The 18,343-nt window shown below is 63.4% G+C and carries 16 protein-coding genes and 3 pseudogenes; 12 read left to right on the top strand and 7 right to left on the bottom strand.

All coding sequences use genetic code 11. From position 1 onward, the window contains the following. The first annotated feature begins 102 nt into the window (after nucleotides 1-102). From BA011_RS37920 to BA011_RS37910, 3 genes are all read left to right on the top strand, one after another. The gene (locus BA011_RS37920) at nucleotides 103-1,221 is read left to right on the top strand and encodes an ABC transporter substrate-binding protein (protein WP_065284601.1); all 1,119 of its coding nucleotides are present in this window, start codon (nucleotides 103-105) and stop codon (nucleotides 1,219-1,221) included. Between the two features lie 69 nt (nucleotides 1,222-1,290). Next, nucleotides 1,291-2,343 (top strand): FecCD family ABC transporter permease, encoded by a 1,053-nt coding sequence (locus tag BA011_RS37915; RefSeq protein ID WP_065284600.1) that lies wholly within the window; start codon nucleotides 1,291-1,293, stop codon nucleotides 2,341-2,343. Continuing rightward, on the top strand, nucleotides 2,340-3,128 hold the full coding sequence (locus BA011_RS37910) for an ABC transporter ATP-binding protein (RefSeq protein WP_065284599.1): 789 nt from the start codon (nucleotides 2,340-2,342) through the stop codon (nucleotides 3,126-3,128). The genes BA011_RS37915 and BA011_RS37910 overlap by 4 nt, the downstream gene beginning before the upstream one ends. Before the next feature lie 414 nt (nucleotides 3,129-3,542). Here BA011_RS37910 and BA011_RS37905 read toward each other — a convergent pair whose 3' ends face one another. The 3 genes and pseudogenes from BA011_RS37905 to BA011_RS37900 form a co-directional block, all read right to left on the bottom strand. Beyond that, nucleotides 3,543-3,956, bottom strand: coding sequence for an ATP-binding cassette domain-containing protein (locus BA011_RS37905; protein WP_420493458.1), 414 nt, complete (start codon nucleotides 3,954-3,956; stop codon nucleotides 3,543-3,545). A gap of 52 nt (nucleotides 3,957-4,008) precedes the next feature. Then, nucleotides 4,009-4,299, bottom strand: a pseudogene (locus BA011_RS45805) (nitrilotriacetate monooxygenase); the annotation flags it as partial. A gap of 71 nt (nucleotides 4,300-4,370) precedes the next feature. After that, nucleotides 4,371-5,156 carry an IclR family transcriptional regulator gene (locus BA011_RS37900; RefSeq protein WP_065284598.1) on the bottom strand — a complete coding sequence of 262 codons (786 nt, stop codon included), beginning with the start codon at nucleotides 5,154-5,156 and terminating at the stop codon, nucleotides 4,371-4,373. Between the two features lie 218 nt (nucleotides 5,157-5,374). Here BA011_RS37900 and BA011_RS37895 point away from each other — a divergent pair, with 218 nt between their 5' ends. The 8 genes and pseudogenes from BA011_RS37895 to BA011_RS37860 form a co-directional block, all read left to right on the top strand. After that, on the top strand, nucleotides 5,375-6,448 hold the full coding sequence (locus tag BA011_RS37895; RefSeq protein ID WP_065284670.1) for an ABC transporter substrate-binding protein: 1,074 nt from the start codon (nucleotides 5,375-5,377) through the stop codon (nucleotides 6,446-6,448). Between the two features lie 34 nt (nucleotides 6,449-6,482). Continuing rightward, nucleotides 6,483-7,997, top strand: a complete 1,515-nt coding sequence (locus BA011_RS37890) for a sugar ABC transporter ATP-binding protein (protein ID WP_065284597.1) — start codon at nucleotides 6,483-6,485, stop codon at nucleotides 7,995-7,997. Next, the gene (locus BA011_RS37885; protein WP_065284596.1) at nucleotides 7,994-8,956 is read left to right on the top strand and encodes an ABC transporter permease; all 963 of its coding nucleotides are present in this window, start codon (nucleotides 7,994-7,996) and stop codon (nucleotides 8,954-8,956) included. Before BA011_RS37890 ends, BA011_RS37885 begins: the two co-directional genes overlap by 4 nt. Beyond that, nucleotides 8,953-9,894 carry an ABC transporter permease gene (locus BA011_RS37880; RefSeq protein ID WP_065284669.1) on the top strand — a complete coding sequence of 314 codons (942 nt, stop codon included), beginning with the start codon at nucleotides 8,953-8,955 and terminating at the stop codon, nucleotides 9,892-9,894. The genes BA011_RS37885 and BA011_RS37880 overlap by 4 nt, the downstream gene beginning before the upstream one ends. Continuing rightward, the gene (locus tag BA011_RS37875) at nucleotides 9,891-10,847 is read left to right on the top strand and encodes an amidohydrolase family protein (RefSeq protein ID WP_065284595.1); all 957 of its coding nucleotides are present in this window, start codon (nucleotides 9,891-9,893) and stop codon (nucleotides 10,845-10,847) included. The genes BA011_RS37880 and BA011_RS37875 overlap by 4 nt, the downstream gene beginning before the upstream one ends. Beyond that, a complete protein-coding gene (locus tag BA011_RS37870; protein ID WP_065284594.1) occupies nucleotides 10,840-12,150 on the top strand; it encodes an alanine racemase in 1,311 nt (436 codons plus the stop codon). The genes BA011_RS37875 and BA011_RS37870 overlap by 8 nt, the downstream gene beginning before the upstream one ends. A 36-nt stretch (nucleotides 12,151-12,186) precedes the next feature. Continuing rightward, the gene (locus BA011_RS37865; RefSeq protein ID WP_018246876.1) at nucleotides 12,187-12,531 is read left to right on the top strand and encodes a RidA family protein; all 345 of its coding nucleotides are present in this window, start codon (nucleotides 12,187-12,189) and stop codon (nucleotides 12,529-12,531) included. Nucleotides 12,532-12,666: 135 nt separating this feature from the next. Continuing rightward, a pseudogene (locus BA011_RS37860) lies at nucleotides 12,667-13,443 on the top strand (succinylglutamate desuccinylase/aspartoacylase family protein); the annotation flags it as partial. A gap of 188 nt (nucleotides 13,444-13,631) precedes the next feature. On the opposite strand, the gene BA011_RS37855 reads toward BA011_RS37860, so the two are convergent. Beyond that, a complete protein-coding gene (locus BA011_RS37855) occupies nucleotides 13,632-14,966 on the bottom strand; it encodes an ISNCY family transposase (protein WP_065280293.1) in 1,335 nt (444 codons plus the stop codon). 135 nt (nucleotides 14,967-15,101) lie between these two features. Between BA011_RS37855 and BA011_RS43665 the strand changes: the two are divergent. After that, nucleotides 15,102-15,347: pseudogene (locus BA011_RS43665) on the top strand (deacylase); the annotation flags it as partial. Between the two features lie 15 nt (nucleotides 15,348-15,362). Here BA011_RS43665 and BA011_RS37850 read toward each other — a convergent pair. From BA011_RS37850 to BA011_RS37840, 3 genes are all read right to left on the bottom strand, one after another. Further along, on the bottom strand, nucleotides 15,363-16,547 hold the full coding sequence (locus BA011_RS37850) for a hypothetical protein (RefSeq protein WP_065284593.1): 1,185 nt from the start codon (nucleotides 16,545-16,547) through the stop codon (nucleotides 15,363-15,365). Between the two features lie 168 nt (nucleotides 16,548-16,715). Continuing rightward, a complete protein-coding gene (locus BA011_RS37845) occupies nucleotides 16,716-17,390 on the bottom strand; it encodes a 4-carboxy-4-hydroxy-2-oxoadipate aldolase/oxaloacetate decarboxylase (RefSeq protein ID WP_065284668.1) in 675 nt (224 codons plus the stop codon). Nucleotides 17,391-17,481: 91 nt separating this feature from the next. After that, nucleotides 17,482-18,318, bottom strand: a complete 837-nt coding sequence (locus BA011_RS37840) for an ABC transporter substrate-binding protein (RefSeq protein WP_065284592.1) — start codon at nucleotides 18,316-18,318, stop codon at nucleotides 17,482-17,484. Between the last annotated feature and the right edge of the window lie 25 nt (nucleotides 18,319-18,343).

Raw genomic sequence — 18,343 nt, 5'->3', positions numbered from 1 at the left:
GCACCAATATTTTCTCGGGCAATAAGCCCCCTTGATAAATAACTTGATTTATTTGATCAACTTTTATAACCCGGCGCTGTCTCAAATTGATGGAAGGTCGTCATGAATTCTAGATCCGTGGCCAGCTGGCTGGCTGCATCGCTTGTTTCTGTTTCCGCTGTTTTCTTCGCACCGTCCGCCATGGCGGAACAGAAGACGATCACCGACGTGATCGGCCGTGAGGTCAAGGTCGATCTTCCGGCCAAGCGCGTGGTGCTCGGCTTCTATTTCGAGGACTACATGGCCGTTGGCGGCGAGAAGGCCTATGACTCCGTCGTCGGGATTTCCCGCGAAGCATGGGAGGGTTGGGTTCCCGCGAACTGGAAGATGCACCTTGCCCACCGCCCGTCGATCGGCGACATCGCCGATGTCGGCGAAGTGGAAGCGCAGACCTTTTCGATCGAGAAGGTGTTGAGCCTCAATCCTGACCTGGTCATCCTGGCGGACTGGCAGTACCAGGCGCTCGGCCAAGACGCCCATCGTCTCGAAGAGCAAGGCATTCCGGTGGTCGTCGTCGACTACAACGCCCAGACGGTCGAGCGCCATGTCGCTTCGACCCAGCTTTTCGGGCAGTTGACCGGTCAGGACGCACGCGGCAAGGAGATCGCCGATTTCTACGCCGGCGCGCTGAAGAACGTTGCCGACCGCATCGCTGCATCGGACAAACCGAAGCCGAAGGTCTATGTCGAGTTCGGCAACAAGGGACCGGCGGAATATTCCTTCACCTACGGCAAGAACATGTGGGGCGCCATGTCCACCGCAGCCGGCGGCGACAACATCGCGGCGCCCTTCGTCGAATGGTGGGGACCGATCAATCCGGAGCAGGTCCTGGCATCCAAGCCCGATGCCATCTTCATTTCCGGCCGTGAAAACAACAAGAACGAGACGGCCCTGCCGATGGGGCAAGGCGTTAAGGCCGAAGAAGCCCGCGAAAAGCTCAAGGCGTTCGAAACCCGCCAGGGCTGGAACGAGCTGCCCGCCGTCAAGGACGGCCAGGTCTTCGGCGTCTATCAGGGCGCGTCCCGCACACTCTCGGACTTTGCGATGGTGCAGTATATCGCCAAGCAGCTCTATCCGGAGCAGTTCAAGGATGTCGATCCTGTTGCCGATTACCTCGGCTACTACAAGAAGTATCTGCCGGTGGTTCCCGAAGGCACCTTTGCCATTGCCGCCAAGGGTTGATCCTGACCTGCCTAGTTTTGCGGGCGCCATGTCTCATGGCGCTCGTTTTCCGTTGAGACAAGGCTTCCCATGACAGCTACCTCGAGCAATGCCGAAGCGATCGGCGCGCACCGGCTGCGTGAACGCCGGCGCTGGCGCATCGTCCTGATTTTCGTGCTTCTGATGGCGGCATGCCTCGTTCTCGACATCACGACAGGCCCCTCGCTGCTGTCGCCGGCAGAAGTGATGCGGTCGCTGACAGGGCTCGGCGAGCGGGCTGTGATGACGGATTCCATCGTTCGCGGCCTGCGCCTGCCGATGGCGCTGATGGCGCTTGCGGTCGGTGCCGCACTCGGGGCCGGAGGCGCGCAGATGCAGACGCTTCTCAACAACCCGATGGCCAGCCCCTATACGCTCGGCATGGCGGCTGCGGCAGGGTTCGGCGCTGCACTCGTTCTGGCGCTCGGGGGGCTGGGCCTCGATCCGATGATCGCCGTGCCGCTCGGCGCTTTCGTCTTCTCCATGCTGGCGGCGCTTTTTCTCTTCACGCTCGCCTCCATGCGCCGCATGACGGCGGAAACCATCATTCTTGGCGGCATTGCCCTCCTGTTCCTGTTCCAGTCGCTTTTGTCGCTCATCCAGTTCCTCTCCTCGCCAGAGCTGTCGCAGCAGATATTGTTCTGGCTGTTCGGCAGCCTGACGAAAGCGACCTGGCCGACGCTCGGCCTGACCGCCGCCGTGACATCGGTCTGCTGCGCCTTGTTGATGGCGGATTCCTGGAAACTGGCGGCCTTGCGCATGGGCGAGATGCGGGCCGCGAGCCTCGGCGTCAATGTCCGGCTGCTGCGCATGAAGATCCTCGTCATCGTTGCGATCATGACGGCGACCGCCACGAGTTTCGTCGGTGTGATCGGCTTCATCGGTCTGGTCGCCCCGCACATCGCCCGCATGACGGTGGGCGAGGATCAACGCTTCTTTCTGCCGATGTCGGTCGTCAGCGGCGCGCTGATGCTGTCGGCCGCCTCCGTCGTATCGAAATCGATCATTCCCGGCGCCCTGTTTCCGGTTGGCATCGTCACCGCCATCGTCGGCGTGCCGTTCCTGCTGTGGCTGATCTTTGCGCCGAAGAGACATGGCGCATGATCCGTCTCGAAAAAATCGCCATCCGGCACGGCGGCCAGCAAATAGTCTCCGGTATCGACACCAGTCTAGAGGCCGGAAAGATCCATGCCGTCATCGGTCCGAACGGCGCAGGCAAGACCACGCTTCTGCGCGCGCTGTTCGGCGACCTGCCGTTGGCCGAGGGCAGGCTGACGTTCGGCGACAACAGACTGTCCGCGGCACGGACGAGCGGACGGGCGCTGAAGGCCTGGCGCGAAAACTTCGCCTATATGCCCCAGGACACTGCCGCCGATATCGCCCTTTCGGTTCTCGAAGTCGTGGTTCTCGGGCGGCTTGGCCGACTGTCGCTGCATATCGACGACGAGACGCTCGACATGGCGATGATGCGCCTTTCGCAGGCCGGTATCGCCCATCTCGCCGGTCGCGACATCGCTTCGCTGAGCGGCGGCCAAAGGCAGATGGCGCTGTTTGCGCAGGTACTGATGCGCGAGCCCCGCATCATGCTGCTGGACGAACCCGTCAGCGCGCTTGATTTGAAGCATCAGGTTGCCCTGCTCGATCTGGTGCGCCGGGAAACGCGCGCCAATGGCTGGATAACCATGGTCGTGCTGCATGATCTCAATCTTGCCTGCCAGTATGCGGACAACCTGCTGGTGATCGCAAACGGCACGATGAAGGCGAGCGGTGAACCGCAATCGATCGTAACGCCATCGCTGATCGCGCAGACCTATGGCGTCGAGGTCGAGGTCTTGCGGGATCGCCGCGGTCAGCCGGTCATCCAGCCACTGGTCGCCGAGAGTTTGTGAGCTCTCGCGGCAGTCATCCAGCTTTCTGCGCGGTCTTCTGGAGCTCGAGGAGAAGCTCGATCACTTCGCGGGCGCATTCATCGCCGACCCCGCCTCGGGCAAGTTGTGCGGCCTGGCCGCCCACAAGGATCTGCTGCGGCTGCGCAGTTCTACAGGTCGGCGGAACTGGATCGGTGGCCCACCGGCCCGAAGAACAGGTCGAGATAGCAGTGTCCGGCAGTCTTCGTATCGCCGCCGCCCGTCGCACGAACAAAATTCGATGCGGGCGCCTTGGTTTCGCGCAGACTCAATGCAGCCCGAACAGGTTCAGCAACTCTTCGCGGTGTCGAACGAATTCCGGTGCGCTGCGGTCGCGGGGTCGGGGCAGATCGATTTCGATCAGGCGCGGCTCGCCGCCCTTCTCCCGTGGCAGGATCAGGATCCGGTCGGCCAGGTAGATCGCCTCCTCGAGATCATGGGTGACGAGAATGTCGTCACATCCTCATCGCGCCAGATCCGTGCGAGTTCCTGCTGCATGCCGATCTTGGTCATCGCGTCGAGCGCGCCGAGCGGTTCGTCGAGCAGCAGGATCTCGGGCTGGACGGCCAGAGCCCGAGCGATGCCGACGCGCTGGGCCATGCCGCCCGACAGCTGCCGGGATAGGCAGCCTCGAACTGCTGCAGGCCGACGAGCATAGTGGCGCGCCCGTCCCCTCGCCTGCTCACGCGATAGGCCTCTTGTTTCCAGCCCGAAGGAGACATTGTCGAGCACGGTCAGCCAGGGGCAGAAGGCGCGGTTCCTGAAAGATGACGGCACGCTCTGCGCCGACGCCTCGCACCGCCTTGCCATCGACGAGGACCTCTCCCGTGTCGGAATCCTTAAGACCTGCCAGAACGATCTAGCGGATGAGGGCTTGGCGGCTCTTCATGCCTTCCGTCGGCGGCGCCGGCGGCAGAGGGCCGTCGAGGTCATAACCGTGCAGGTCGAGCGTGCCGCCGGTCAGGCCGTTGAGGAGGCCGATCCCGTCCTCTTCGACGATGAGCGAGGTCAGACGGTCGTATTTCTCTCGCGTCTCCGCCTCGGTCCTGCCGACGAAAGCGGATACGCCGGGCATGACGAGAATATGATCGGGGTTTCGGCCGAGACCACGGGCGCGTACCTTGATATCCCGATAGAACTCCTGGGCGGTTTCCTATGCGGTAGCAATGCCGGCTTACAAAGGGACGTCCGTAACGGGTATCAATGCCTTGATGTGCGCAGGCATCAGCCTCGTTTTGGCCGGGTCGGGGCATGGTCGAGGCCGGCGGCCGCCTTCTTCAGGCAGTCGAGGTAGCGGTCGCGGTTGGCGATGCCATCGTCGCGTGGCGTGACGAGGCAGAGCGTTGCGGCTGCATGGCCTTCCTCGCCCCGCACCGGTACGGCAAAACAATGGGTGAAGCTGTCGACGATGCTGTTGAAGGTGAAGAGACCTTCACGCTCGGCCTGGCGCACTTCGGTGATGAAGGTTTGCGGCTCGAGCCATTCGCCGTTCGGCAGGCGAAAATCCTGCGGCGGAATGAAGTTCAGGATTTCCTGATCCGACAGATGCGCGACGAGCAGGCGGCCCGACGCCGTCCACGGGATCGGCACCGACTGCCCGACATCCGTCGAAATGCGGAAGGGGCGCGCGCCTTCGCGCATGCGGACGACGGTGTATCTGTTTCCATCCAGCATGCAGAACTGCGCCGTTTCCCGCGTCTCGTCGGCAAGCTGTTCCAGTGCGGCCTCGCATTCGCGGGTGAAGTCGAAATGGTTCTCATAGGCTGCGCCGAGGAAATAGAGTTTGCGGCCGAGATAGACACGCCCCTCGCCGCCGGTGAATTCCAGGATGCCATTCTGCAGCAGCAGGTTGACGAGTTCGTAAACCGATGAGCGCGGCGCGCCGATCTGCGCGGCGATTTCATTCGGCTTCAGGGCCTGCCGTTTCTGGCGCAGGAAATCGAGGATCTCGAAGGCGCGGTCGAGCCCTCGGGCGCGCTTGCCGGCTGCTTCGTCCTGAACTGCATCCATTGCTCTCGATCCCTTTTTGTCCGGCCAAGCTTTTCGAGCCGTCTGACGCATCTGTCAATCGATCCCGTCATTCCTAGCGAATGAAATTTTCCCACCCCTCTTGCGAGGAAGAAAAATCGGCATAAGATCACCTCGTCCAATATATAGATCACATGTACATTATATTGGATACTGATGGCAAGCCGTCAACGCTGCCGCACACAAAAAAGGGGATCGACATGAAGAATCTTGAAAACGGCATTTCCGCTTCGCTACGCCGCCGCCTTCTTGCGGGCGCTGCCGCCGCTGCGGCACTCCTCGTCTTTTCGGCAGGTACGGCCTCGGCCGCCGCCAATTGCATCAAGGGTGACAGGAAGGCGCCCTATACGATCGGCTGGGCGAATATCTATTCGGTGCCGACCTGGATGAAGCAGACTGAAGGCACCATCACAGCTGAAGTGGAGGAGCTGAAGAAGGCGGGCCTGGTCAAGGACCTGATGATCACGGACGCGCAGGGTAACGCCCAGACGCAGATCCAGCATATCCAGTCGATGATCGACGCCAATGTCGACGCCATCGTCGTGATCGCCGGTTCCTCCAACGCGCTCGACCGCGTCATATCCGATGCCTGCGACAAGGGCATTGCCGTCGTGAATTTCGACAGTCTGGTCAATACCGACAAGGTGACGGCGAAGATCAACACCGATTCCAACGAATGGGGCACGACCGCTGCCAAGTGGATGGTCAGCCAGCTCGGCGGCAAGGGCAAGATCATCATCATGAACGGCCCGGCCGGCATTTCGGTGAGCGACGACCGCCGCAAGGGCGCCCAGCCGGTCCTTGACGCCAATCCCGGTCTCCAGGTGATCACCGAGACGAACACGGAATATAACGTCGCTCCGGCACAGGAAGCGATGACCAGCCTGCTCTTCGCCAATCCCGAAATCGACGGCGTGCTGTCGCTCGGCGGCGCGCTATCGGCCGGCTCGGTGCTGGCCTTCGAGCGCCAGGGCCGCGACCAGGTGCCGACAACAGGCGAAAACGCCAGGCAGTTCCTGGAGCTCTGGAAGGAGAAGGGACTGAAGGGCTGGGCGACCATGCAGCCCAACTGGCTCGGCGCGCTGTCCGTTTACACCGCCGTGCGGGCGCTGGAAGGCAAGGACGTTCCGGCCTTCGTCAAGGTGCCGCTGCCTGTCATCGACGACAGCACGATCGGCAGCTACCTCGCCCGGGCCGACAAGTTCCCGGCTGACGGCTATATCTACTCGGACTACGACAAGGCGCTCTTCGACAAGCTGCTTGCCGCCAAGTAATCCGCCCAAGTAACTCGGGTTGAGGAAAGCCGTCATGACGGAAGAAAGACCCCTGCTGGAAGCCCGGCAGGTGTTCAGGGGATTTTTCGGCAATCCCGTTTTGAAGGGCGTCGATATCGCCCTTCTGCCGGGCAGGGTTCACGCCCTGCCCGGCGAAAACGGCGCCGGCAAGTCCACGCTGATCAACCTCCTGTCCGGCGCTCTCCAGCCAGACGGCGGTTCCATCTTCGTTGACGGCAAGCCGGTCGAGCGCTTCAGCCCGGCGGCTGCGCGCGGTGCGGGTATTGCCGTCGTTCAGCAGGAGCTGAGCCTCACGGCCAGTCTCTCGATTGCCGAAAATATCGGGCTCGGCGCCTTTCCGCGCCGGTTCGGCCTCATCGACTACAAAGCGCTTCATCGCGGCGTGCGCGATGTTTGCGATATGGTCGGGCTCACCGAGCCGCTCGACATGCCCGTCGCCGACCTCGCGCTTGGCCGCCGCCAGATGGTGGAGATCGCCAAGACGCTGTTCCGCAAGCCGCGTGTGCTCATTCTGGACGAGCCGACCTCATCGCTCTCCGCGCACGAAGCCGGCATCCTTGCCCGCCTGATCGAGACGCTGAGGGACCGCGGCACGGCACTTCTCTATATTTCCCACCGCCTCAACGAGGTTCAGGCGCTGTGTTCGCATGTCACGGTGCTGAAGGACGGCTTGGTCACCGCCGACCAGTCACTGTCCGGCATCGACGGCGAGGGCCTGGTGCGGCTGATGGTCGGCCGCGAGACTGGCGACCTGTTCCCGCCGCGGCTGGCCGCAGCGCCCGGCCCGATGCGCATCAGCGTCGAAGGTTTTTCCGCCGGCATGGTGCGTGACGTCGGCTTCTCTGCCCGCGCCGGCGAGATCGTCGGTATTGGCGGGCTCGTGGGACAAGGGCAGGAAGACCTGCTGCTCGGTCTCTACGGCGCGATTCCGGCCGCAGCGTCTAGAGCGGAGGTATCCGGCAAACCAGGCCTCCCCGCTGATGTCGGCGAGGCGAATGCCGCCGGCATCGTCTATGTCCCGGCCGACCGCAAGCATGAGGGGCTGGTGCTGCCGCATTCCATTGCCTCCAATCTCATCCTGCCCTCGCTCGGACGGCTCGCCCGCAAGGGCCTGCGCGACCGGCCGGCGGAAAACGGACTGGTCGCCGATCTCGCGCGCCGGCTGACGATCAAGGGCGACACGGCCCGCCCGGTGCAGGCGCTTTCCGGCGGCAATCAGCAGAAGGTGGCGCTCGCCAAATGGCTACCGCTCGATCCCTCCGTTCTGCTCCTCAACGATCCGACGCGCGGCGTCGACATCGAGACCAAGCGGGAAATCTACCTCATGCTCCGCGCCTTCGCCGCCGAGGGGCGGCTCGTCATTCTGGCCAGTTCCGATACGCCGGAGCTCGTGCATCTCTGCGACCGCGTCGTGGTTCTGCGCGAGGGCCGCGTCGCGGCGGTGCTGTCGCAAGATGAAATCAGCGAAGGAGCGATCGTCGGCGCGGCCATGGGTATCACCACGACGACGCAGGGAGAGGCAGCATGAGCACAAGTTCGTCATCCCGGCTCTACGGCTCAATCCAGCTTCGCCGCAACCGCGGCCTTGCCGGCCTCTATCTGGTTGTCGCCGCCTTTCTCATCCTCTATGCGCTGCTCTTTCCCGGCATCCTTTCGATCGGCGGCTTCTCCAAGTTCACGCAGAACTGGTTCCCGCTCGCGCTCGTCACCATGGCGCAGGCGCTGCTCATGCTGAACGGCGGCATCACGCTGGCGATCGGCCCGCTCGTCAGCCTTGGAGCGGTGATTGCCGCGACGACGATGGAAGGGGTGCTCGGCGTGCCGGGCGGCATTCTTGCGGTCGCACTCGCCGGCCTTTCGATCGGCGCCGCCATCGGCGTCATCGTCACCTATCTGAGGCTTCCCGCAATCATCGTCACGCTAGCCGGCTCCTTCATCATCGGCGGGGTCGCGCTCATCCTGCTGCCGCGGCCGGGCGGGTTCATTCCCGATTGGCTGTCGACGACGCTGGCCGGCCACACGCCCGTCGCCTTCCTGCTGCTCGTCGTGATCCTGGCGCTCTGGAAGATCTTCCTGGCAACGCCGCTCGGCCTCGGCATCTACGCGGCCGGCGACAATCCGGTCGGCGCCTTCCGCTCAGGTGTCCCGATCGAACGGGTGAAGGTTGTCGCCTTCGCCCTGTCCGGTCTTCTCGCCGCCCTGACCGGTCTCTTCGTCGCTGCGCAGACCGGATCGGGTGATCCGGTCATCGGCACGCCCTTCACGCTGAACTCGATCGCCGCCGCCGTGCTCGGCGGCGTGGGTTTCCTCGGCGGCAAGGGCACGATGCGCGGCGCGATCTGCGGCAGCCTGCTGCTCTCGGTGATGATCAACGTCATGTTCTTCCTGGGCTTCCCGCCGGTCGCCCAATACGTTGCTCAAGGCCTGATCATCGTCGGCGCAGTCGCCGTTCCGGAACTTCTCGGAGAATGGAGGGCAAGGCGATGAACATCATCAGGTCCGCGTTCCGCAATCCGCCGCTCCTGACCTTCCTTCTGGTCGCGCTCGTCTGGATCGTCGCAAGCCTCACACTGCGCGGTTTCGGCGCCTATGGCCACCTGCGCTACCTGCTCGAACTCGCCGCGGTGATCGGCATTGCCGCTGCCGGCCAGACGCTCGTCATCCTGATGGGCGGCATCGATCTTTCCGTCGGCGCGGTCATCACCGTCACGGCGATCCTGCTGCCGCTGATCTCGCCCGCCTGGGATCCGACCGGCCTCGCCGGCATCGCGGCGGCCCTTGCCATCGCCACCGGCATCGGCCTGATGAACGGCGCCGGTGCTGCCTATCTTCGCGTGCCTCCGATCATCATGACGCTTGCCATGGCGACCTTCCTGCAGGGCCTGCTCGTGATCGTCGCCGGCGGCAGCGCGGTTACCGTCAGCAACCCGGCGGTCATTCTGCTCGGGCAGGCGCGGCCGCTCGGCATTCCCTCAGGCATCATTCTGTGGCTCGTCGTCTCGATCGTCGTCCTGCTGCTCGTCCACCGCATGCCGATCGGCGCCCGTTTCCTGGCGCTTGGGGCGAACCCGCTGGCGGCCCGGCTTTCCGGCGTCAGCGTCACGCGCAACACCCTGATCGTCCATACGCTGTCGGGCTTTTTCGCAGGGCTTGCCGGCATTCTCGTGCTCGGCATGAACCGGCAAGGTTATGTCGGCATCGGCGACCCCTATCTGCTGACCTCGATCGCCGCTGTCGTGCTCGGCGGCACCTCCATCCTCGGCGGCCGCGGCACCTATGCCGGGACCATTCCCGGGGCAATCCTGCTCGTCACGACGACGGCGCTGATCACCGTCGTCAATGCTTCCCCCGGCTGGCGGTCGATCATGTTCGGCACGCTGATCCTTGCCCTTCTGCTCGTTTCCGGCCGCGAGGCGCGCCGATGACGGAACTCTATGACGGGCCGGTGATCGACCCGCATCACCACCTCTGGGACCTCAGCCTGCAACGCCATCCCTGGCTGCAGAAGGCGCGGGGGTCCGGCGAAGAGATGGTTTTCGGAAGCCTCGCACCGATCCTGCGCGACTACGGCATCGACGATTATCGCGCCGATGCTGCCCGCCAGAACGTGATCGCAACCGTGCATGTGGAGGCCGGCTGGTCCGTTGTCTACCCGCTGGAAGAGAGCCTCTGGCTGGATGGCCTCGACCGCAGCTCCGGCGTGGCGCACCGTTATATCGCGCGCGTGCCCCTCGACGGGCCGGACGCCGTGCGTCTGCTCGAGGCGGAAGCGGCAAATCCGAATGTCGTCGGCATCCGTGATATTCTGAGCTGGCATCCGGACGCGGCCAAGAGTTTTGCTCCGCGCCCGAACCGCATGGGCGATCCCGCCTGGCGGGCGGGGCTTGCCCATGCCACCCGGCTCGGGCTGGTCTTCGATCTGATGCTCTATCCCTGGCAGATGAATGAGGCGCTCGAACTGGTGCGCGCTTTTCCGCAAACCCTTTTTGTGCTCAACCACGGCGGCAGCCCGGCCGACCGGACGGAGGACGGCATGGCGCTCTGGCGCCGCGGCCTGCGGACGCTCGGTAGCGAGCCGAATTTGCGCCTGAAGATCTCCGACCTCGTCGCCTACGACAACCAATGGACGCTCGAAAGCCTGCGGTCGGTGATCGAGCATTGCCTCGATTGTTTCGGCCCGGCCCGCGCCATGTTCGCGAGCGACTTTCCGGTTGCGGGCTTGCACGCCTCTTTCGACGAGGTCTACCAGGTTTTCCGCACGGTCGCCTCAGAGCTCTCTTACGACGAGCAGCGCGCCCTGTTCTTTGCCACCGCCAATGACACCTATCGGCTCGGCATCGCCGATCCGGCCGAGATCAGCAGGGGCTGCCATGTCTGACCTTCATACCGTGACGGAAAATGTGCTGATCGACGAGCGGGTGCGCGGCTTTCCGCCCGGCAATCCGCCGCTTGCGCTGGATGCAATCGGCAAGCAGGGATGGAAGCCCTATGACGGCAGCATGGCCCTGCCGCTGATCTCGCTCGACCGGCAGGCTTTCACCGGCAATGTCGAACTGATGATGGCCTATGTGAAGAGCCATGGCGTCGAAATCGCCCCGCATGCCAAGACACCGATGTCGACGGCGCTGTCGGAGGCACTTCTGGCGGCAGGTGCCTGGGGCACGACGGTCGCCGATATCCGCCAGGCCGCCGTCCTGCTCAAGGCGGGACAGCGCCGGCTGATCCTCGCCAACGAGATCGGCGGGGCCGCCGCCGCTCGCCGGCTCGCGGCCCTGCTTGGCCACTATCCCGATGCGGAACTTCATATTTTCGTGGATTCGACCGCGCTGGTCGAGGCTCTTCGCTCCGCCTGGCAGGAGCGTGTCGATCTGCCGCCCCTCGGCCTGCTGGTGGAGTTCGGTGCCGGCCGTGCCGGTGCCCGCAGCGGCGACACCGCCGAGGCAATTCTCGACACGATCCTTGCCGTGGAGACGCCGTCCTTCAGGCTGACCGGCATCGCCGCCTATGAGGGGGCGGCCGCGACCGCCGATGCGGACGAGACGATGCGTCGCATCGACGCGCTGATGGCGGTGACATCGGATTTCTTGCCGAAGCTGCGCGCGCGCATCGGCAAGGAGCGGCCGCTCCTCGTGACGGCCGGCGGTTCGGTCTTTTTCGACCTTGTCATTGCCAGGCTTTCAGCTGCCGTTGCGGCCGATCCCGCCTGCCGGCTGGTGCTGCGCAGCGGCGCGATCTTCTTCCACGATCACGGCATCTACGAGCGCGGCCTTGCCGGCCTCGATGCACGCGGCGGTTTCCGCATCGGCGGTGAGACGATCTCGGCGGTCACAGCTTTCCGTCCGGCGCTGCGGGTCTGGGCCGAGGTCCTCTCCCGGCCGGAGCCGCGGCTTGCGATCTGCGGCATGGGCATGCGCGACGTGGCGATGGACCAAGGCCTGCCGCGGCCGCTGGCGCTCTATCGCAATGGGGCGCGTCTTGCCGATCTCGAAAGTGCCGAGGTGTTTCGTCTCAACGATCAGCACGCCTTCGTGGCCCTTGCCGACGGCAGCGACGTCGCGGTCGGCGACGTCATCGAGTGCGGCGTCTCGCATCCCTGCACCTGCCTTGACCGGCATGCCATCCTCTACGGCCTCGACCCGGACCATTCGGTGACGGCGGCCTATCTGACCAGCTTCGGCTGAACTCTCCCTCTAAAAGCAAGAAAAGGAAAACCCGCCATGATCCAGCGTTATCAGAAAGGTTCGCGTATGAGCCAAGCCGTCAGCTACGGCGGTCTCGTCTATATCGCCGGCCAGGTCGCGGAAAATCGCAAGGCTGATATCAAGGATCAGACCCGCGACGTGCTCGGCAAGATCGACGCCCTTTTAAAAGAAGCCGGCATCGACCGCTCGCGCCTGATCGCCGTCAATGTCTTCCTGCCGGCGATCGTTGATTTCGAGGCGATGAACAGCGTCTATGATGACTGGATCGACATCGAAAACCCGCCGGCCCGCGCCTGCACGGAAGCTCGTCTCGCCGATCCCGATCTGCGCGTCGAAATGACCGCGATCGCCGCGCTCTAGCGCATCGGCCCGAAAATCGGATTCGATTTTCGGAAAGCACGATGCGTAGGTTGAAAGTGTTACAGCGTCCTTTGCGCGTCTCAAAAAGACGCGCGGCGCTATAACGGCATCGCAACTGCCCGCACTGGAGACATCATGCACAGCGGTCTCGTCAATCCGATCGACTTTTCGCGCGAGGGCCGGCAGGCCGGCCACCTCGCCATTCCCTATTCGATCGACCGGTCGCCCTATTATCAGATCCACATTCCGATCCTTCGTCTGAAAAATGGCGAGGGGCCGTCTTTGCTGCTGATGGCCGGCAACCATGGCGACGAGTATGAGGGCGAACTCCAGCTCGGCAGGCTGATGCGCCTGCTTGATGTCGCCGAAATCCGCGGCGCCGTCACCATCCTGCCGATGGCGAACCTGCCGGCGGTGATGGCGGCCAAGCGCTGCTCGCCCTTCGACGGCGGCAACCTCAATCGGGCGTTTCCCGGCGATCCCAGCGGGTCGCCGACGGCGCGCCTCGCTCGTTTCCTCGAACACGAGCTCTTTCCCCGCCATGACGTCGTGCTCGACCTGCATTCGGGAGGCACCTCCATGACCCACCTGCCCTGCACGCTGATCGAGCGGCAGGCCGATGCCGGCCGTTTCGAACGGTCGGCTTCACTGATGCGCACCATGGGTGCCGCGCATGCCTTCATCGCCGATAACGGGCCGACCGCACCGACATCGATGGGGGCTGCGGCAAGGGCCGGGACCATCGGTCTTTCCGGCGAATTCGGCGGCGGCGGCACCGTGACGCCTGCAACAATGGGTTTCACGGCGGCGGCGATCGACCGGCTGCTCGTCACACTCGGCATCGTGAAGCATCCGGTCCTGTCGCGCGTGCCGCTCGCCGAGCCGGGACCGTTGCAGCTACTTTCACTATCTAGTTTCCGTCCATAAACGCTGGTTTTCTTGAGCTTGCAGCGCACTTGGGTTCCGCTTGGTGGCCGCTTTGAAGCCATGCGGTGTGGCTCATGGGTGCTAATTGCGGCGGCCAGGATTTCTGGTGGACATGCGCGCATTGGCAACTGCCGGCGTCACGCCGGTCCGGTTTTGGCTGGCGACATGGGATGTCAGGTCGGCCTGAGGCGGGCGAAGAGGGCGAGATTGTATGCGACCACCGAGGACCAGACATAAGCCTTGAAGTGGTCGAGCCCACGCCAGGTGCAGCGCCCCAAGCCGTAGGCGCGTTTGAGGCAGGAGATGCCGGCCTCGATGCCGGCGCGGAAGTTGCGCAGCTTGCGATAGACCCAGCGGCTCTTGACCATGTCTTCGATCCTGAGGCCGCACTTCTTGTGGAAGGCCATGTCGCAGATGCCCCAGGCTTTGGCTCGGCTCAAATTATCGCGGCTGGCATAGCCGCCGTCGGCCGCCGCCTGACGCGGCGCCTCGCCCCAGATGCCGATGTGGCGTTCCAGCATCGGCAGCAAGCGCTCGCTGTCGGCCGGGTTGCCGGTTTCGACGACGAGGTCGAGGATCAGCCCGCTTGTGCCGGTGGTCAAATTGATCTTATGGCCATACTCGACGTCGCGGCTGCCTTTGACGATGATGTCGGCATGCGGCTCGAACAAACTGACCAGCTTGTCGCCAGCCGGCACCGCCTCGCCGGCCAGGACCCGCCGCTCGGTCTGGGCGATGATCCGTTCGATCAGCGGCTTATAGTGGCGGAGTTGGGCCTGCCAGAGTTCGACCGCCGGGCCCGCCGCCAAGGGCAGTTGCGCCGCCGCCTGTTCGAGATAGCTCAAGGTGGTGCGCGTGATCCTGACCAGCGCGCGATAGTGCTGAACTCGTTTCGGACGACCGCGGGTAAATTGGATCGCCCGGGATCGCTTCTTCGCCGCGCGGCAGTGATCGTGCCATGAGATGGCGCTGCCCAAGGAAGCCGCCTGCTGCAACAGCCGCACCATCACCCGCACGCAGTCCCACAAAAGACTACTGTCGCTCGGTTCGTGCATCAGCGCCGAAGTGACGGTGCTGTCGATGCGCACGACCTTGCCGCGTTCCACCTTGTCCTGCCGGGCGCTCGTCAACAGCACGCGATTGATCGCTTCAAAGGTCCCGGCCCGGATCGCGCTGATCGTCTTGTGCAAGACCGACTTCTTCGGGTTCCACCCCCACGGCAGCCGGGCAAAGGCCCGGAACGAGGCGGAATCTTCCAGATGAAAGGCCAACTCCTCATAACTCAACTGACGGTGTTGTTTGAGCAGGGCGCAACGCAGCACGGCCTCCGCCGGCAGGCCCTCGCGGCCGGTCTCCTTGACGCCGTGGCGGCGCAGGTCCTGCGCTACCAGCCCGAGCAGATCACGATGCTCATCCAGCCATTGCGACATGGCTTTCAGCTCGCGGCCGATCTCGTGTTCGGCGAAAAGATCGAATATATTGGCTTGGACGGTGCGTTCTTGGCGCATTGTCGGCTCCGGCGGTTGCGGGTTTGTCTTTAGAATCAATGGCTTGATCTAAAGTATACCTGAAACCGCCGGGCTTTGCCCGTCGCAATATCGCTATTCCTCCAATAATTTCAGTGGTTTACCGTTTGTGGACGGGCACTATCTAGGCATAGCCAGGGCATCTATGCGAACCGCAGAGGCTGGTTCGAGCCCGCCGTCGCCCTCGGCGCCATCGTTGCCGCCGGTGAGCTTGCCGGATGGTATCATGATCTGGAGCGTCTGGAGCAGCCGGAGGAAGAGCTGCGCTTTGCCGAGAGCGGTATTGTCATTTCCCACAGGCTGCACTGCGACAGCCAGGCCGGCGACTGCCTGATCCAGGTCGCCGAACCCATCGCATCCTGAGGAGCGCTGATCCGCTTAAGTGATTGCGTCGACCGCTGCCTTGACCCAGTCGAGGCGCTTTGCCGGTATCAGGCCGTAATTGTAGAAGTTCACGCCGTCAGCGCCGGCGTCGACGGCAGCCTTGGCGCGTGCGGCGAGCACCGCCGGCCCGCTGACTTCGGGATAGAAGACGCGCAGGCCAACGCCCACAAACTTTCCCGGTCCGATTGCCGCCCGGCCGGTCCGGATGACATCGGCGACGGCATCCGGTTCCATGTCGTAACAGCAGAGGATTGCGCCGTCGCAGAACTTGCCGACGGCTGCGAGATCGACGCCGCCGAGCCATCCGTCCTTCAGGTCGATGAGCACGATGCGTGTCGCCGGATCGGCGGCCGCCTTGATCTCACCGATCAGGCTGGTCACCGGTTCGCTGCGCCAGGTGAGGTAGGCATGCAGATCGGGATGGTCGCGAAAGGCATCGGTGCCGGCTGCCGGGAAGTCGGGGAATTGTCGCTCCGGGACAGCTCGTTCGCAGAGTTCCGCGATGAAGCGCGCCACCGACCGGCGTGCGCCTTCGACCGGCACGCCGGCCTTTTCGGCACGCGCCGAGCAATGGTTGCAGAAGCAGAGCGACAGCAGGAAATCATCTTCGGCGTTCAGGCCGACGCCGTCTTTCTCGTGATGGTATTCGTGCGCGAATCCCATGAAGTTCGGGCTCTCGAGTTCCATCATATCGGGCCGGTAGTTCGTCGTAATGTCGCGAACAAGGGTGACGGCATAGGCCCGCGCCGCCGGGCTGGAGGGGCAAAGATTGTAATAGTTGGGATTGCCGAAGGCGTTTCGCGTCACATGATCGGGATGCAGCATACCGAGACGGGTATTGTGCAGGCAGACCGTCCAGCAGGAGACCTTGAGACCCGTCGCCTCGCGTCCCTTGACGAGCACTTCCAGCATGTCGCCGCGCTCAGTGACATTCCCCGCCATCAGCGGCCGGATCAGCTTATCCCGCCACAGGCTTTCATCCGCCCGGAAGTAGACCGTCCCGTCTTCGGGGAAATAGGCCTTCTGCCGCGGGCTGCGCGGCTGAAGGAACCGGCCGGCGTGATAGGAGGTCGCCAGGCTGACCGTATTCAGGCCCGCGCGGCCGTCAAGCTCGGCGGCAAAGGCGTCGAGCCCCTGGTCCTGGATATCCCAAGGGTAAGTCCACATGGAAAGATGCATGGCGTGCTCCCGTCAGTCTGTCCATTTTATAGAACACGTGTCCATAATAGTGTCCAGGCCGATCTTGGAGGCGGGGCGCCTGCCTAGAAGCGTTTTTGCATAATGCGGATGGCCGAAAAGGACAGCCGCCTTGTAAAGTGCCAGGCTGATAGCTATTGCGGTGCCGTCTCAGATGTCGACGGCGAGGCCCTTGGCTTTCAGCACCGGTTCCAGATTGCTGACCTCGATGACCGATTTGCCTTGCTTATACGCCGCGATATAGCCGGCCTCGGCATCTTCGCGGGCCTGTGACAGCCTGGCGACGTCCTGCGCTTCCTGGCGGCGCACGACCACCAGGCCGTCGGCATCGCCGGCGATGATGTCGCCGGGATGGATGATTTCGCCGCCGACGATGATCGTGTCGTTCACCGCCGCAATGGTTTCCTTCACCGTCCCCTTGATGCAGACGCTGAGCGAGAAGACGGGGAAGCCAAGCTCCCTCAGCTGAAGCGTGTCGCGCACGCCGGTGTCGGTCACGAGGCCGCCGATACCCTTTGCAAGGCAGGCATTGGCAAGCACATCGCCGAAGGATCCGGCCTCTTCGTACTCACCTGCCGATACGACGATGATATCGCCCGGCTTTGCGTAGTTGATGGCGAGCTGCAGCATGATGTTGTCACGCGGCGCGCATTTCACCGTGAAGGCCGGACCGCACAGTTTCATGCGATAGTCGACGGGCTTGAGGCGGGAGGAAAGGGCTCCGCGGCGCCCTTGGGCCTCATGGATCGTCGCGGGTGAAAATTTGGAAACGGCGTCGATATCGGCTTTGCTTGGCCGTTCGGCGATATCTTTAATATGGATCACGGATGCCTCCCATCGTTGGCCGACGGCGGGCATGTCCCGCCGTCTGATTTCGTTTGGATGTCGTCATTGGATGGTGCCGCTGCCGGTCGGCTTACGGGATCGGGTCGAACTTCAGCTCGGAGAGCGATACGACCTTGTCGGTGCGCGTCATCTTGTATTCGGTATCCGGGCCGAGCCACTTGTCCCAGATCTTGTTGATCTCGCCCGATGCGTCGAGCTTGCGAAGGATCTCGTTGATCTTGGCGGTCAGCGCCGGCTGATCCTTGGCCATGCCGATGCCGATCGGCTGATACAGCATCGGCTCCTCGATCATCCGCATTTCCTTGCCCTTGCTCTTCGATTCATTGACGAACTTGGTCGTCGTCATGGTGTTGGCCACCATTCCGCGCGCCTTGCCCTGCTGGACGGCGAGATAGGCAGAGGCGGTATCCTGGAAGGTCAGCGGGTCGGACTTGTTGAGCTTGATCGACATCTCGGAGGTCGAACCCTTGGTCGAAGCGATGCGCTGGCCCGCATAGTCGGCCTTCTTCTTGCCGGCATCTTCGGCCGGCACGATCAGCATTTCCTTGGCGAGATAATAGGGATCGCTGAACTGGATCTGCTCGGCGCGGCTCAGAGTATAGGCGAGGTTGGCAACGGTGATGTCGACGCGGCCAAGCTTGACCTCGGGCACGCGCGCCTCGACCGAAACTGGCTTGATTTCAGCCTTGACGCCCAACTCCTTGGCGATGGCGCCGCAGAGGTCGACGTCGAAACCGGCCATTTCGCGGGTCTTCGGATCGGGCGAAGCGAAGGGAGGAACGTCGGCGAACGTCGCGCAGCGCAAGGTTTTCGCCGAGATGATGTTGTCGAGCTGATCGGCTTGTGCGGGCAAGGCCGCCGCCATGCCGGCAAATGCGACGGTGAGGGTTAGGCATTTCCAGTTCATTGCTGTTCTCCTTTGTTTTTGGTGA

The sequence above is a fragment of the Rhizobium leguminosarum genome (assembly GCF_001679785.1).
Taxonomy (GTDB): domain Bacteria; phylum Pseudomonadota; class Alphaproteobacteria; order Rhizobiales; family Rhizobiaceae; genus Rhizobium; species Rhizobium leguminosarum_R.
This window is presented reverse-complemented; position numbering and strand designations above follow the sequence as displayed.